At 60.2% G+C, this 15,048-nt stretch carries 15 protein-coding genes and 1 pseudogene; 10 read left to right on the top strand and 6 right to left on the bottom strand.

Annotated elements, in window-relative coordinates:
* Nucleotides 1-381: 381 nt before the first annotated feature.
* Genes KZX46_RS02530 through KZX46_RS02520 form a run of 3 tightly spaced genes read left to right on the top strand, consistent with a single transcriptional unit; the run spans nucleotide 382 to nucleotide 3,364 of the window.
* Nucleotides 382-1,503, top strand: a complete 1,122-nt coding sequence (locus tag KZX46_RS02530; RefSeq protein ID WP_219773773.1) for an 8-amino-7-oxononanoate synthase — start codon at nucleotides 382-384, stop codon at nucleotides 1,501-1,503.
* Nucleotides 1,500-2,120 (top strand): dethiobiotin synthase, encoded by a 621-nt coding sequence (bioD, locus tag KZX46_RS02525; protein ID WP_216711563.1) that lies wholly within the window; start codon nucleotides 1,500-1,502, stop codon nucleotides 2,118-2,120. The genes KZX46_RS02530 and bioD overlap by 4 nt, the downstream gene beginning before the upstream one ends.
* Entirely contained in the window at nucleotides 2,117-3,364 is a 1,248-nt protein-coding gene (locus tag KZX46_RS02520; protein ID WP_219773772.1) for an adenosylmethionine--8-amino-7-oxononanoate transaminase, read from the top strand. The genes bioD and KZX46_RS02520 overlap by 4 nt, the downstream gene beginning before the upstream one ends.
* Nucleotides 3,365-3,690: 326 nt before the next feature.
* On the opposite strand, the gene KZX46_RS02515 is transcribed toward KZX46_RS02520, so the two are convergent.
* The 4 genes from KZX46_RS02515 to KZX46_RS02500 all read right to left on the bottom strand — a co-directional run bounded on the left by KZX46_RS02515 (nucleotide 3,691) and on the right by KZX46_RS02500 (nucleotide 7,062).
* Nucleotides 3,691-4,164, bottom strand: a complete 474-nt coding sequence (locus KZX46_RS02515; protein ID WP_219773771.1) for a hypothetical protein — start codon at nucleotides 4,162-4,164, stop codon at nucleotides 3,691-3,693.
* Between the two features lie 436 nt (nucleotides 4,165-4,600).
* Nucleotides 4,601-4,933 carry a hypothetical protein gene (locus KZX46_RS02510; RefSeq protein ID WP_216711566.1) on the bottom strand — a complete coding sequence of 111 codons (333 nt, stop codon included), beginning with the start codon at nucleotides 4,931-4,933 and terminating at the stop codon, nucleotides 4,601-4,603.
* Between the two features lie 181 nt (nucleotides 4,934-5,114).
* Complete coding sequence (locus KZX46_RS02505) at nucleotides 5,115-6,476, bottom strand: tetratricopeptide repeat protein (protein ID WP_219773770.1); 1,362 nt, start codon at nucleotides 6,474-6,476, stop codon at nucleotides 5,115-5,117.
* 301 nt (nucleotides 6,477-6,777) lie between these two features.
* Nucleotides 6,778-7,062: a hypothetical protein gene (locus tag KZX46_RS02500; protein ID WP_219773769.1), complete on the bottom strand. Its 285-nt coding sequence runs from the start codon at nucleotides 7,060-7,062 to the stop codon at nucleotides 6,778-6,780.
* A 98-nt stretch (nucleotides 7,063-7,160) separates the two neighbouring features.
* Here KZX46_RS02500 and KZX46_RS23155 point away from each other — a divergent pair, with 98 nt between their 5' ends.
* The 3 genes and pseudogenes from KZX46_RS23155 to KZX46_RS02490 all read left to right on the top strand — a co-directional run bounded on the left by KZX46_RS23155 (nucleotide 7,161) and on the right by KZX46_RS02490 (nucleotide 9,434).
* A complete protein-coding gene (locus KZX46_RS23155; RefSeq protein WP_370647422.1) occupies nucleotides 7,161-7,631 on the top strand; it encodes a transposase in 471 nt (156 codons plus the stop codon).
* A complete protein-coding gene (locus KZX46_RS02495; protein WP_255614717.1) occupies nucleotides 7,580-8,536 on the top strand; it encodes a transposase in 957 nt (318 codons plus the stop codon). The genes KZX46_RS23155 and KZX46_RS02495 overlap by 52 nt, the downstream gene beginning before the upstream one ends.
* A 73-nt stretch (nucleotides 8,537-8,609) precedes the next feature.
* A pseudogene (locus tag KZX46_RS02490) lies at nucleotides 8,610-9,434 on the top strand (IS5 family transposase).
* Here the strand turns inward: KZX46_RS02490 and KZX46_RS02485 are convergent.
* Nucleotides 9,406-9,690, bottom strand: coding sequence for a winged helix-turn-helix domain-containing protein (locus KZX46_RS02485; protein WP_219773768.1), 285 nt, complete (start codon nucleotides 9,688-9,690; stop codon nucleotides 9,406-9,408). The pseudogene KZX46_RS02490 and the gene KZX46_RS02485 sit on opposite strands and share 29 nt — an antisense overlap.
* A 267-nt stretch (nucleotides 9,691-9,957) precedes the next feature.
* Between KZX46_RS02485 and KZX46_RS02480 the strand changes: the two genes are divergently transcribed.
* The 3 genes from KZX46_RS02480 (at nucleotide 9,958) to KZX46_RS02470 (ending at nucleotide 13,017) form a co-directional block, all read left to right on the top strand.
* On the top strand, nucleotides 9,958-10,209 hold the full coding sequence (locus KZX46_RS02480; RefSeq protein ID WP_216711569.1) for a hypothetical protein: 252 nt from the start codon (nucleotides 9,958-9,960) through the stop codon (nucleotides 10,207-10,209).
* A gap of 91 nt (nucleotides 10,210-10,300) precedes the next feature.
* Nucleotides 10,301-11,143, top strand: coding sequence for a PEP-CTERM sorting domain-containing protein (locus KZX46_RS22655; RefSeq protein WP_226895822.1), 843 nt, complete (start codon nucleotides 10,301-10,303; stop codon nucleotides 11,141-11,143).
* Nucleotides 11,144-11,181: 38 nt separating this feature from the next.
* A complete protein-coding gene (locus tag KZX46_RS02470) occupies nucleotides 11,182-13,017 on the top strand; it encodes a hypothetical protein (protein WP_216711571.1) in 1,836 nt (611 codons plus the stop codon).
* Nucleotides 13,018-13,239: 222 nt separating this feature from the next.
* Here the strand turns inward: KZX46_RS02470 and KZX46_RS02465 are convergent, their stop codons facing one another.
* On the bottom strand, nucleotides 13,240-13,500 hold the full coding sequence (locus KZX46_RS02465; RefSeq protein WP_216711572.1) for a hypothetical protein: 261 nt from the start codon (nucleotides 13,498-13,500) through the stop codon (nucleotides 13,240-13,242).
* Between the two features lie 378 nt (nucleotides 13,501-13,878).
* Between KZX46_RS02465 and KZX46_RS02460 the strand changes: the two genes are divergently transcribed.
* Nucleotides 13,879-14,754, top strand: coding sequence for a PEPxxWA-CTERM sorting domain-containing protein (locus KZX46_RS02460; protein WP_219773767.1), 876 nt, complete (start codon nucleotides 13,879-13,881; stop codon nucleotides 14,752-14,754).
* The last annotated feature ends 294 nt before the right edge of the window (nucleotides 14,755-15,048 follow it).

Below are 15,048 nucleotides of genomic sequence, written 5' to 3'. Positions count from 1 at the left end.
CAATTACGGTCTCTCTGCACGGGCCGAAGAATGTTAAATCATAATCACTTACGGAGAAGTCTTGCGGGTTCCGGTCAAACTCGATCTTCATCAAGATTGTTGGACGTGTTGATGGTTCTTCTTCTCCTCGAAGCGAACAAAAGGCGGACATAAAGATAAGCCGCTATGGGCGATCTCGGGATGGGGAGGGACGGAACGCCATCGCTTAATCTTGGGCTTAGTGCGCGGAGTTCACACGGCTTGTCACGGAAATGGCATAACTGCTCCAATTACCACGGCGACCTGATGACACGATGCCGGTTCACGTCGAGGCTTTTATATGGTCGGTGTAGCGACCGAATGCCTCTCGGCAAGCGGCGACGCTGGCGCTAGCACGGGCGAATGGGCGCACTTGATATTTTGGTGGACGGACTGACGCAGCTTTCCGCAATGGGTCGACGTCGGTCTCTGACGCCCCGGTCCGGTTTAGACTTCTCATCGAACGATTATTTGGGACTGGCGGCATCTAGCCGTCTGCGAGACGCGGTCATTGCGGCCTTGGCGCGCGGAGTTCCCACCGGCTCGGGAGGATCGCGCCTGCTGCGCGGCAACTGCGAAGAGCATGAGATGCTTGAGGAAGAAGCCGCCCAATTCTTTGGATCCGAAGCCGCTCTTTTCGTGGGGTCCGGTTACGGTGCGAACGCCTTGCTCTTCTCGACGTTGCCGCAGCGCGGCGATCTCGTCGTCTATGACGAGCTAATCCACGCGAGCGCGCATGAAGGAATGCGACTTGGCCGAGCGGAGACAAGGGCCTTTGCACACAACGACGTGGACGCTGCTGCCGACGTGATTGCCGCGTGGCGCAATCGTGGTGGATCGGGAACGCCATGGCTCGCGATGGAGAGCCTGTACAGCATGGACGGCGACCGCGCGCCGCTAACCGACGCTGCCTTGCTCGCCGAACGGGAAGGCGCAATGCTTCTGATCGACGAAGCGCATGCCACCGGCGTGTTCGGCCCTGATGGTCGCGGCTTAGCCGCGGATCTCGACGGGGGAGCCAATGTCGTCGTGCTACGCACGTGCGGAAAGGCGTTGGGGTGCGAAGGGGCCCTAATCCTCGCGCCAGCCACGGTGCGCGACTTCCTGATCAATCGAGGTCGAGGCTTTATTTTCTCGACCGCGCCGTCGCCGCTAATCGCGGCCGTGGTCCGCGACGCGCTGCGCTGCCTGCGCGATGAGCCAGAGCGCCGAGACCGGCTTCACGCGCTTCTCCACTCAGCGGCGCGCGAGTGGTGCCGCATCGGGATGCCCGTGTCAGGATCGCCGATCCAACCAGTGGTCATCGGTGACGACCGCCGGACGATGGAGATTGCCGCCGCGTTGCAGGCGACAGGATTCGATGTGCGTGGCGTTCGTCCGCCCACCGTCCCGCCCGGTTCCGCGCGGCTGCGACTGTCGTTCACGCTCAACGTCGACGAGGCGTCGATTGCGGCGCTCGTGACCGCCCTGCAGGAGCATTTGTGACCACGATCGTCGTAACCGGCACCGACACCGACGTCGGCAAGACTGTCTTCGCCGCCGCTCTTACCACAGCGCTGAGTGCTGTGTACTGGAAGCCGATCCAGGCCGGGTTGGACGACGGCAGCGATGCCTCAACCGTTGCTTCACTCGGGGTGCCGCAACGACATATCTTGCCTGAGGCCTATCGCCTGACGACGCCTTGTTCGCCGCACCGCGCCGCCGAGCTCGACGGTATCGAGATTAATCCTGACCTTCTAACGCCTTCACTTACGCGCGAGACGCTGGTGGTCGAAGGGGCCGGTGGCGTGCTGGTGCCGGTCACGCGGCGGTTGCTCTATGCCGACCTGTTCGCCCATTGGGGCCATCCAGTCGTGATCGTTGCGCGTACTGGACTAGGCACAATCAACCATAGCATGTTGTCCATCGAAGCCCTGCGCGCCCGCGCCGTACCGATCCTCGGTATCGCATTCGTCGGCAATCCAAACGAAGACAGCGAAGCGATCGTCGTCGAACTTGGCAAAGTCAGGCGCCTGGGCCGGCTCCCGCGCCTTACCCCGCTGACGGCGACCAGCTTACGGGCAGCGTTCCATGCCAACTTCAGACTGGAGGATTTCCGTTGAGCGGATCCTCGATATGGCACCCCTTCACGCAGCACGGCCTCGCCGAGCCGATCCCGTTGGTCGAGCGCGCCCAAGGCGCCGCGCTTTTTACCGCCGATGGCCGGCGGATCGTTGATGCGATCTCATCCTGGTGGGTGACGACCCACGGCCATGCCCACCCACGCATCGCCGCCGCGATCGCCGAACAGGTCGGTAACCTCGATCAGATCATCTTCGCGGGGTGGACGCACAAACCAGCAGAGACGCTGGCAGCCGGACTACGCGCGATAATGCCGCCGGCTCTTACGCGTGTCTTCTTCTCCGACTCGGGTTCGACCAGCGTTGAAGTCGCGCTGAAGATGGCGCTGGGCTATTGGTTGAACCGCGGCGAACCTCGGCATCGCATCCTTGTGCTCGAGCACGGCTATCATGGCGACACGATCGGCGCGATGTCGGTCGGTGCGCGCGGCGTCTTTAACCGCGCCTACGCACCGCTCCTGTTCGACGTGGAGACTATCCCTTTCCCGACCGTGGGCGGCGAGCAAACGACGTTGGACGCGCTCGATCAGGCCTGTCGCGAGGGAGCGGCAGCGTTGATCATCGAGCCTCTGCTGCTCGGTGCCGGAGGCATGCTGGTCTATTCGGCGGCAACGCTTTCCGAGATGCGTCGCATCTGTGCGCAGCACGGCGTGTTGTTTATCGCCGACGAAGTGATGACGGCGTGGGGACGAACCGGCACGTTGCTGGCCTGCGAGCAAGCAAAGATCGTGCCCGATATCCTTTGCCTATCGAAGGGCTTGACAGGGGGCGCCGTCCCACTAGCGGTGACGATGGCGATCGAGCCTATCTTCGCCGCTCACTACGGCACCGACCGGTCGAGCATGTTCTTCCACTCGTCAAGCTATACTGCCAACCCGATCGCCTGCGCCGCCGCGAACGCCAACCTCGCGATTTGGCGGGAAGAGCCGGTGCTGGAACGCGTCGCCGATCTTGCGCGGCGCCAGTCTAAGGGGCTCATTATGCTTCAGTCGCAGCCCGGCGCGATTAATGGACGCCAGCTCGGCACCGTCACGGCGATCGAAATCGGGGATAGCAACGGATACCTGTCTACTCTTGCGCCGCGCCTGATGTCTTTCTTTCGGGAACGCGACGTGCTGCTGAGGCCACTTGGTAACACCGTCTACGTCATGCCGCCGTACTGCATCTCGGACGAAGATCTCGACCTCGTCTACGACAGCATCGCAGAAGCCATAGCCTCAATGTGAAGAACCATCCGTTTTTGGGCGCTCGCGCTGCCGATCGTGCCGTCAACCGAACAGTGCTAAAGATATCCACGTTTAGCTGAAGGGCCGCGAACGTTGGTAGTCCTTGAAGCGCCCGCCGATGCACCAGACGAACCTTCGGGAGTCGTAAGTGGAATGTTGGTCTCTAGACAGTCAGCTCGCCGTAGCCGGCCTATTAATCTACTGTCGAGTATGTAGAACATTGGTTATTAGCATCGCGCTGGCACCCAGCACCGGGTTCGACGGAGACACAATAACGGTCAGTGATCGGGCACTTACCCCGCCTCGGCGTATGATACGCGGCAAAGCTACCCGATCGGTGCTTTTAACTCGAAGCTCATAACGTCCTCTGCTCCGACGCCTGCGCAAGCTACCGAAACAAGACCCGCCACAATCGCACAGCAAGCCAGCGCCGGAACCGATAGCGTGCGATATTTCTTAAATTCCGGCTGTGATGCTCTGTCAAATATGGCGGCCGGCGATACGATCTTGCCGTAGATGCCGATCGCGATCGTTGTATTCAGCCACGATATGAACCCGGAAGCGAGCGCTGTCCCAATTCCGGCAATAAACCATGGTGCGCCTATGCGCGCCGCGCCATCAACGATCCGCGAAGACGAAACTATTCCGGCCAACGCGCCCGAATTTATCAAGATTAAAGTAGCAAAAATCCATTTGGCCAAGTCAGCCTGATAGCCGATCAGAGCTCGCATTTGCTCAGCATAAACTTCAGTCACCTTGATCCGATAATCTTTGTAATCCTGATCATCTAAAACCCGCATGTAGCATAATTGCCCGAAGCGATCAGTCGATCAAGTCCCTAACCTGTGGTAAAGTGACAAAACGCTGGTCGAGAGCAATCGACCCCACGTCACAAGCGGCTTGCATTTTATGTGCTGAACGGCTCGTTGGGAACTCGCTCAAAGGACCTGTGAGCCGATGTAAGCTGTGTGCTGGCGATGCGGCTGACGTGCGTAATCATGGGGATGTCGATAAATCGTCGTGAGAGTGTTGTGGCTGTGATAGACGGAAGTTTGTCGCGACAGCAGGTGCCGGATCGAATTGACGGGACTGGCCGGGTGCTGCTTAGCAGCTTGAGGGCGACCAATCGTCAAAAAGCGGGCTTTAGGTTAGGCCTCGACCCTCGTATCGTGGTCGCTGAGGAGCAGAGACTTCGGTCAGCGACACCGTCGTCGAGCCGGCCCGGATAAGCGCCGATCAGCTTAGCGCGAGCTTCTGCCGGCCGCGCTCGCGCATCAGTTGGACTTGCTCGACGATAACGCCGGGGTCGTAGGGACGAACCAGTCGCGGCCCGGCGTCATAACACTCGGCGGCCATTTCAGGCGCGACATCGAGTGTGCCGGCTGGCGCGATTGCTATCGTCGGATTGTTGTCACGAACCCAGTGGCATAGAGCAAAGCCGTTTTGCGAACCGACCGTCGGCAATGCACACAGCACGGTCGAGACGATATGATTCGTACACGCCCTCATCGCTACATTCTCTTCTACAGGCTGATTGCGGTCGGTCCGCTCTCTAGCAAGTTGTACCAAGAGCTGCTGATCGCTTGGCCGCCCCTCAGTCGCCGCTGCCGCGGCTCCAATTCCTCTTGGACGCCCTAGGGGCCGAAAGGCGACAGTCCGGTTCCGGCGGTCGGACGCGAGAACGCTGCCGGACGCTCGACCACTGGCCCAGTCGACCGGGCGGCCCCCGACCAACCACCAGCGATATATCTCAACCTTGATCAAGTCGCGCCAGGCTCGCCTTGAACTGCGGCTCGTCACGTATTGGGTCGAGCAGCGGGTCCAGACGGACATCAAGTAATCCTGGACTCCGCGACCGAACCGCCCTGTCAAACCAGTGAAGCGCCTCGGCCTTCCTGCCCCATTGCGCATAAATCTCTGCGTAGTTGGAAGCGGCGTCGTTTCCCAACGCTGCGCGCACCTTCGCCAGGTCGGCCTCTGCCGCTGCCTGGTGCCCAAGCGCCTGATCGGCCAATGCGAGGAGCTGGTTTTCTTGCCAGTCACTGCCTGAAGCACACATCGTCCGTGCGGCCTGCGCTTGGCCTGACATCAAAAGGACCAGAGCTTGCAGGACGCGATGGCGCAGCGGCAAGGCACCAGCTACCGCACGTTCGCGGTCCAAGGCCTCCAACGCCTCGTGGTAGCGGTGACCCTCATAGAGAATCTGCCCCATCTGCCCCCAGAAATTGGGATCAAGCGGGTCGAGATCAGCCGCTCTGCGAGCCGCTGCCACAGCCTCGTCGACATGGCCGAGCGCTAAAGCCGCGGATGCATAGTTGCTTTCAATGCTGGCGTTACCAGGGGCTAGGGCTATGGCCTTCGCTTGCTCATCGAAGGCGCCCAGCTTGTCGAGCATGAGATGGCCCAGGACTGCTCCGCGCGCGGAATGCGCCGCCCCCGACATCGGCGCCAGCGCGACCGCACGGTCCGCCGCTGTCCGAGCGGTTTGAATCAAATGCTGCTCCGCCAGCGTGCTGTTCGCACCCAGCGCTTGTACCGCAACCAAAGTGATAGCTCTCTTAGCATAGGCTAGCGCAAAGCCTGGATCGATCGCTAGCGCACGATCGAATTCGGCCAGAGCCGCCTTATAGTCGCGCAAGATGTGCGCGTTGCGCCGATAATTCATGCCGCGCAAATATGCGTCGTAAGCCGCCGAGTTGCTCGTTCCGCCGAGAGCCAGCTTAATTTGATCGGCTTCAGACGTGGGAAGCTGCATCGACCGCACTACCGCTAATGCGATGTCGGACTGGACGGTCATGATCTCCTTCTGGTCGCGGTCATAAGTCCTGGACCAAATGTTGAACCCGGTCAGGGCGTTCGTCAGTTGCGCGGTGACCGCTACCCGGTTGCCGATGCGGTGCACGCTCCCGGCCAGGACGACACCGACGTTGAGGGCATGGGCGATCTGATCAATGGTGGCGTGGCCCCCACGGAATGAGAAGGCCGAGACGCGCGCTGCAACACGCAGCCGCTGGACTTGCGTCAGTGAGTCAATAAGCTGCTCGGAAAGGCCGTCCGAAAGATAGGATTGGGCCGGTTCACCGCTTAAGTTATCGAACCCGAGCACAGCCACAGAATATGCCGGGGGAGAAAAAACTCGATCGGCTAGCGGGCGACCGGTTGGTATCGGTGGGCGAGCTATCCAGATCGCGAGGCTAAGCCCAACCACTACCAGCGCCAGAAGCGCGGCGCCGAGCGATAGATAATCGCGCCGCCAGACACGTCGCGTCGATCTTTCTGGATCCACTAGCCCGCGTCCGGACCTCGGGCCGGCGGTCACCGCCTCGACGAACCGGAATCCTTTGCCGGGAATTGTAACGATGCTGCGATCGGAGCCGCCGCCGGCCCTTAGCTCGACTTTGTACGATTTTTGGTCAGGTCCAGGTCCAGAACAGGCCATTGTTAGCGATATGATCGAGGGCCTGATCGATGGGCAGAACGCATCCGCCCATGTCGTCGATGTCCTCCCATTTGCGCCGGTGTGACCAGTAGTTGATCCGGACGTCGTCGCCGTTACCGGTCGGCTTCAAGCGGGCGATCGGGGCTTCGGTTGTCAGGAGATAGAGGCAGAAGGCACCTTTGTCCTGATACCAACCCACGCCGCCGCCACTGGCAGCGTCAAACGCCTCGATGCGGGCCGCGATGTCGTTCCTGTCCATGGGTCAGTCATAGCCGGTGCTGTGCAAGCGTTGCCCGAGTCAATCCGCCGCAGCGCACTTGCATTGCAACCAGTTTGCAGCGGGATTCGAAGCAGGGGATGCTGCACCATCCCAGACCCGCTATTGGCGACCCCGTTCCGCAAATCCTGCGCGACTGGCTGGGCCCTCTACGCCAATGCTTTACCGCTCCGAGCTGGGAACACCTGCTGGTATTGGCCATGGGGGCGTTGCTGGCCACCGGCAAGCGAACCGTTACCTCCTGCCTGCGGATGACCGGGCGCGCCGAAGCCGCCAACTTCGCAAGTTACCACCAGATCCTCAGTCGCGCGCGCTGGTGCCCGCGCGCCGTTGCCAAACACATCCTCGCGATGGTGATCGGGCATCTTGTTCCCGACGGGCCCATTGTTGTGGGACTTGACGATACGATCGAACGCCGCTGGGGCGCAAGATCAGCGCCCGGGGCATTTACCGGGATCCAGTGCGCTCTAGCCATGGCCACTTCGTCAAGGCGAGCGGCTTGCGCTGGCTCAGCTTCATGGTGCTTACCCCAGTGCCGTGGACACGCTTGATGAAAGCCCTGCCGGTCTTGACCTTGTTGGCGCCATCCGAACGCGCCGATCTGCAGGCCGGACGACGTCACAAGGTGCTGACCGATTGGGCCCGGCAGGGCGCGCTGCAACTGTGCCGCTGGCTGCCCGACAGGCGCATCATCTTCGTCGGGGACAGCAGCTTTGCTGTGCACGAACTAGCCCACGCCATCACCCGACGGGCAACCCTGATCAGCCGGCTGAGGCTCGACGCCAGCCTGTTCGCGCCGCCGCCCGCGCGGACAGGCAATACCCCAGGCCGTCCAGCACAAAAGGGAAAGGCGCTGCCCAAGCTCAAATCCCTGCTCAGTGATCCGGCAACAGTGTGGAGCAGGATCATTGTCTCCGCCTGGTACGGTCAGGCTGAAGGCAAAGCCCTCGACATCACCACCGGCACTGCGCTGTGGTATCGTCCCGGGACGCCGGTACTGCCAGTGCGATGGGTGCTGGTGCGCGATCCCGATAACCGGCGCGCACCCCAAGCCTTCTTCAGCACGGACGTGAGCTTCGATGCGGCACAGATCATCGCCCTGTTCGTCCGCCGCTGGCAGATCGAGGTCACCTTTGCCGAAACCCGCGCCCACCTTGGCGTCGAGACACAGCGACAATGGTCCGATAACGCCATCGCTCGAACGACGCCGGCGCTCCTTGGCCTTTACAGCCTCGTCACCCTATGGGCCGGCGAATTGCTCAACAGCAAATCCACCCCGTACGCTGCCGCCTGGTATCAAAAAACCAGTCTCACGTTCAGCGATGCCATCGGCGCCGTGCGCATGGCGCTGTGGGTCGGCGACATTAATCAACGCTCCCCGTCCGACCGGGAAATCCACAATATCCCAGCATCGCGCCTTGTGCGTATGGCAGAGGCACTCTGCTTCGCCACATAAACGTACAAAGTCGAGCTAAGAGACCGTTTGAGAATGGCTTGAAGGGGTGGCGCGGTTGTGATTCAAGCTTGGGATGTGGACCCGAGCGAGCCGTGGCCGGATGGCTGGATTTGAGCAGCGAGCGAAGCGCTACCCGACCGATCTGACGGACGAGGAGTGGCGGTTTATCCAGCCGTTTCTGCCACCCGCGCCAAAACGAGGGCGTAAGCCGACGACGGATCTTCGCGCGGTGCTTGACGCCTTGCGTTATCTTGCTCGGACGGGTGGGGGCTGGCGGATGCTGCCGAACGACTTTCCGCCATGGCAGACGGTCTATTGGTGGTTTCGGCGGCTTGTGCGGCGGCTGTTGTTTCGCACGCTCCACGACGTCACGCTGATGCTGGACCGGGCACGCGAGGGTCGTGAGCAAAGCCCGAGTGCAGCAGTGATCGACAGTCAGTCGATCAAGGCTCCGGCAGCGCAAAGCCGTGGGTTCGACGCCGGCAAGAAGGTCCTCGGCCGCAAGCGTCACATCGCCGTGGACACCGACGGGCGGCTATTGATGATCAACCTGACGACGGCGGACATCTCCGACAGCGCCGGCGCGCAGGCGATCGTTGCCGCGATCCGCAAGCGGTGGCCCTGGCTCAAGCACCTGTTCGCCGATGGCGCCTATGACCGCACCAAGTTGATGGACGCGGCCATCTACCAGGACTTCGTCCTCGAGATCATCCGCCGCACCGACAAGGAGCCCGGCTTCAAAGTGCTGCAGCGGCGGTGGGTCGTCGAGCGCACCTTTGGCTAAATGACACGATGGAAGCGCCTCGTGCGGGATTACGAACAGCGGATCGACGTCTCCGAAGCCATGGTCCACGTCGCCCTCGGCAGCCTCATGCTACGACGGATCGTGCACCCGTGAGCATTCTCAAACGGACTCTTAGAATTTTGCGCAATTCAAAAATGGCTTGGCTGACATTATTGTCATCAACGATCCGGCCGGCCCACACCGCCTCGAGCAAGTCGGTCCGGCCCACAACGCGCTCGCAGTTCGCGACAAGATAATGAAGGACATCAAAGAGCCGCTCACTGACTTTGACAGTCTCGCCGTCGCAACAAAGCGAACGGCGACCGGGGTCTAGCGTGAAGCGCCCCCACCGATAGAAGCTGTCGTCCATAATCGAAACATCCATGGAGGATCACTCCGGAAAGAACGGCACGTCTGAATAGCGGCAAATTTGGATGAGCAACACCATAAACGAGCACTGTTCGATCGCAAAGATCGTGCCCCTCCAGTGAAAAGCAAACGCGCCTGAATTCGCAGATTGAATGCGCTCTATACCGCAAGTAGTTGTATATGTGACAATTAATGACTTTTGAGAAGGATTGATTTGCCTACCTCGCCGACCCGCGGTCGATCCTCTGTGCCGACCAAGGGGTTCGCTATGACAGCTGAAGATTTAGGGTGCATCGGCATCCGCTCCGATCGCAACTGTGGCACCTCGCCGGAGTCAGGCGAGGCGGTATTAACGGGGGGCCTGATGGATGAACCTGTCGTTCCACGCCACCACGTCTGGTTGGCGATGCAGCTGGCATCGGCTGCGGCTATGCTACTGCTGATAATATTGCAGCTGAGTTTCGGCCCCGGCACCTCGCAGATCTGCGCAAGGCTGGAAAACGTCGCGTGCGGGCCATGACTTCAAGCAACGTCAGACGCCTATACCCAAGGTTCGGATTATAGCTTTATTACGATTTGCCGTTCAGACCATCACAGAGTTTTACAGGTTGATGATTATGCGAATTGATCAATTATTGTTTCTGTTCTTTATTTCAGGGGCAATTGGATCGCCCGGACAAGCGGCCCCGCCACCGGCGGTTGCTACCACGCTCCTAATTATTGATTCATCTGCGGAGCCTATTTATCTCAAAAGTAGTGCACTTAACACAACTTTATACTACAGTCTCAATGGCGCATCCGCGACAGCGGTAACAAGCACTTCTTCGGCGAGACTCGAAAGCAGCGCTTCTTCTGTAGCAAAGCTAGAGGATGGTATTAGTTCCGAAGCGGAAAATGGTTTAGCTTATTACTACGACGTTGTTGGCGCAACATCGACTGTACCAGTCGACATCTTGTACGCTATTGGTGCGTCACGTGTGCTTCCCGCTCCGGGGACAGGTGACTCTCCGGCTAGCACAGCTTTGATCAGCTTTTTTCAAAATACATTTTATGGAATGATAGATAACGGCGATTTTCGCGTAGGTGCTGGTGGCGGGTACCCAAATCCCAGCAGCCAGTCGATCGATGGAATCTTTCATACCGCCTTCATAGCTGGTGAGTCGTCTGGCGAGATCATCTTGGCGACAACAGCCGCTTCTTTTGGGTATCCCCACTTCACGTCTTCGTCTATCGCATTTGCCGATCCCTATATCTATATCGACCCGGCCTATCAGGCATTACATCCAAATGTGAAGTTGGAGATCAGTGACGGTGTCGGTAACCGTGCTTCCGTCGGCGCAGTTCCGGAGCCTTCTATGTGGCTTCTTCTTCTCGCCGGTTTTGGCGGCGTTGGGCTAACGCTCCGGCGTAAGCGTGGTCGAGAGCTTTTTAATTGGCGGGCTAGCAAGCTCTAGAGATTACTCGGCTCGGATTTATTCGTCAGGAGCGCGGCATGACCGACGGAGTGTATTACCGTTATCAAACGGCAGTGAACAATGGCTGGGGGCCGAGCGAGGTGCTCGACGTCGGGGCTGACCTTAACATCGTCCAGCAGGTCGCTCTCGCGGCCAATGCCGACGGGCGGCTTGAACTGTTTGTAATTGCGGGCGATTTCCAAGTCTATCACTGGTCGCAGACATCGGCGTCAGCGACGTCGGGGTGGTCTGCTCGTAAGGCGCTCAATATCACCGCACGCCAACTTGCGGTCGCGCGCAATAGCGATGGCCGCCTCGAATTCTTCTACGTCGGTATGGACAATCGCATTTATCATAATTGGCCGGATAATGCTGGATCGGATAACTGGCCGGGCGCCTGGCTGACCGGAGCGTCGGCAAAGGAGGTTGCGCTCGCGGCCAATGCCGATGGCCGACTCGAGCTGTTCTATATCGGCCTTGACGTCAATATTTATCACAATTGGGAACGCGCCCCAAGCAACGGTCCGTGGGATGGGGCGGCGTTTCGCGGCAAAGCCCGGCGGCTGACCCTGCTGGCCAACGCCGACGGCCGGCTTGAACTGATTTACGTCGGGATGGACCGCGGTCTCTACCACAACTGGCAGACGTCGCCCAACGGAAGTGACTGGGGCGGTGGCGGGTCGGGCGCAACTGCGGCCGGGCTCGGCGGCTTCGGCAAGGACGTGACAGCGATACGAAATGCCGATGGCCGGCTCGAGATCTTCTATATCGGCACAAACGACGGAATCTATCACAATTGGCAGGTCAGCGCCGGCGGCGGCTGGAACGGCGAGTCGAACTTTGGCGGCCAAGCGCAGCAGCTTTCTCTATGCATGGACCAGGACGGACGGCTCGAACTCTTTTACATCGGCATGGACGGTAATGCCTATGGCAACTGGCAAACGGCAGTCAACGGGCCGTGGACCGGCGTCGCGGCAGGGTTCGTCGCGAGTGCGGTCGCCGCGACGCGGAGCACCGATGGTCGGCTGGTTGTCGCCTTCCAGGGCGGTCCCACGGCGGTGACAGGGATCGCGCCGACCACCGGCACCCTGGGCAGCTCGACGAACTACCTGCTCCACAACCACGGCCGGCCGATCCAGTCGCCACAGGTGACGTTATCAGTGTCTAGCGCGCTTGCGTACAGCGCCAACGGCTTGCCGCAGATCGGCGCATCGCAGGTGTTCGGCTATTCGCTCCAGTTCAACGCCTATGCCCTGAACGGACAGGCGGCAGTGTGGCAACAGTATATAATCGACTACGACGGCACCAACCTCAACTGCTGGATCAATAGCTGGAACATCGCCTCGCCGCCGACGACCGTAGGCGGCGGACTGAGCTTTTTCGTCAACAAGACGACGAAGTTGTGCGCCGTGCCGGGCGGGGTCGCAGCCGGCTGGAACCTTACAATCCAGCTCGCCACCGATACCGACGAGCGCGTCACCGGCGCGACCTTTATTGCCACCGACCCGACCGGCGCGCAGAAGGGCAAGGTAACATGGGATCTCGCCCGCGACCTCGGTGTCGCCGCCGGCAACATCTGCCCGATCGCGGCCTATGAGGTCGACCTAGTCGGACCCGGCAACAGCGAAAGCGTGACCCTGACCGGCGGCGCGGGAACGCTCCATTATTCAGCGCGAACGGCGACTATGGCGCAGTTCGCCAAGCCCCCCGGCCTCGCCTGGAACGGGGGTACAGCTGAGTCGAGCATCAATGGCACCTATGGCACGCTGCCCGCCGCGGCAGCGTTCGACCTGTTTCAATCAATCGCCACGAGCACGACAGCCAAAGTTACACCCCGTCTTCGACCAATGGTGGGCCATCGCGTCGATCGTTAGCTTAACGAACTGGGAGAGGCTGGAGCTATCGATAAGACTTGGCTTATGCTCTTGGCCCGAAAGGGGCCGATAGTCGCGAATCCGCTTTGGGCAGTCATAAGGGAGATAGCTGCCGTCGCAGACCGCGATGCCGTGCCGCATTCAATCTCCCGCAGTCGTTCCCCGGCACATGGAAGCTGAACGCTTCCGCGGGTCTTAATGTGGCGTCACACAGCTATGGCGCTACTTTAAGGTTTCAACCGTGGTGGTCTGATCCTGAACCGCAGCGTCGGAAGCGTGCTTCGTCAATCGAGCTGGCAGCGTTCCTTGTGCCTTCGCCCCGCTCCAAGGATCCATTCCAACGCAGTCGCCACTGTGGTCGCCGCACTGGCGCACCTCTCCGGTGTCGCTGTAGAGGACGACGATCACGTCTTCATCATTCTCGATCCTTGCATCAGCGGCGTCCGACTTGGCTCGAGCATGTTCATCTTCGCCCACAGCCATCGCGGAGCGAATACACCTATGCCCGTAAATCGACCCGAATTCCTCAAGGCACCGGACGAGGGCTCCTTCTTACCGTAGCCGGCCAGTAAGGCCGCAGTGACCGCGACAACCAGCATGCGCGTTGCGCTTTTCACCGTCGGACGTCCTCAACCGGATGCTTATTCAATTAGCTATGCCAAAAGCACGCTGGCGGCAAACCGCACCGGCGCGGCTCTCTTGTGCCTTAACCAGCAATAAGGGGGCCCGAAAGCCGCCTCACCTCTTCTCGGATTTCATCTGGGATAAGCTGACGTCGGACGCTCTGCCCAGATCCGGCGTCGCGACGCTTGGAAGCTTATCGCCCCGAGCCGACGTCGCAATGCAGGTAAATGCCGGTTCATGCCTGCTAATGCAGGAGGACGGACGCACGGAAATCATTCATTAATCATGACGATATCGCGCAACGTCGCGCTTGGTCGCTTTGAAGGATGGAGGGGTGTCAGCATGCTAAAGTCAATCTCGCTTGGATTATGTTGTTTAGCCGCGACGGTCGCCGCGCCGGCGCTGGCTGCTAACACATTCACTATCAACTACTATACGATTGCAGGAACCTATGGCGGCGGCAGCGGCGACCCCGATTTCAACACGATCGGCTGCTGCACGCCGACCTACTATGACGAAGTCAAGCCGACGTTGGGCGCACTCGGCCTGCCGGTCTATAACGCGGCCTCAGCGGCTCCGTTTATCCACGACACCACGCCAGACGGCCAGATCACGTGGTGGAGCCCGGGTCTGAATAGCCATGTTACCTATACCGGCACCGCGACCGTCACGAGCCCGTTCGCGAACTATAATTTCTATCCAAACAACGGAACCGGAACTGACGATTCCCATGGATTTCAGGGCGCAACGATTTCGGGTCAGTTTAACCTGACTGCGCCCGAATCGGTCACTTTCAGCTTCGGCGCTGACGACGACGCCTTCCTTGCGCTCGACCGCAATGTCATCGCTCAAGAGGGTGGGATCCACGGCGTTTCAGCGGCTCCTGTGACGACATCGGTCCTCGCTGCCGGCGTGCATAACTTCACACTGTTCTACGTCGATCGCAACGTTACCGGCGCGGGGCTCTATTTCAACGTCGACACAAGCAACATCGTCGTCACGCCGCCGGTCGGTGGCGTACCTGAGCCAGCCACATGGGCCATGATGGTCGCGGGCTTCGGTTTCGTGGGCCTAAGCGTACGCCGCCGTCGCCCGACTACCGTCGCGGCTTAAATGACCATCCTCAATCATGTTGTATGGGACGGCCTTACTTGGCCGTCCCGCCTCGCCTGGCACCAGGCTATGCCGATCCAAGTAGACCGCGGGGCGCTCGGCCGTTTTGCAGAACGCGGCGATTGGTATTCTAGGCCATCGATCCAGTTGGCGTGACGCCGGCCTTCAGATGATCCGCGCGGGCGGCATACTGCTGGGCAGACTCTCTGTGCGTCTTTGCCACTTGCTTTTTTTACGCTTGAAGAGCGCGGCCACGGTGCTCGTCCGCCCGACGCCGAAGCAAGCGTTCATCGA

It is taken from the genome of Polymorphobacter sp. PAMC 29334 (assembly GCF_019431245.1).
Classification (GTDB): Bacteria; Pseudomonadota; Alphaproteobacteria; order Sphingomonadales; family Sphingomonadaceae; genus Polymorphobacter_B; species Polymorphobacter_B megasporae.
The sequence above is the reverse complement of the archived record's forward strand: the minus strand, read 5'-3'. Positions and strand labels throughout refer to the sequence as shown.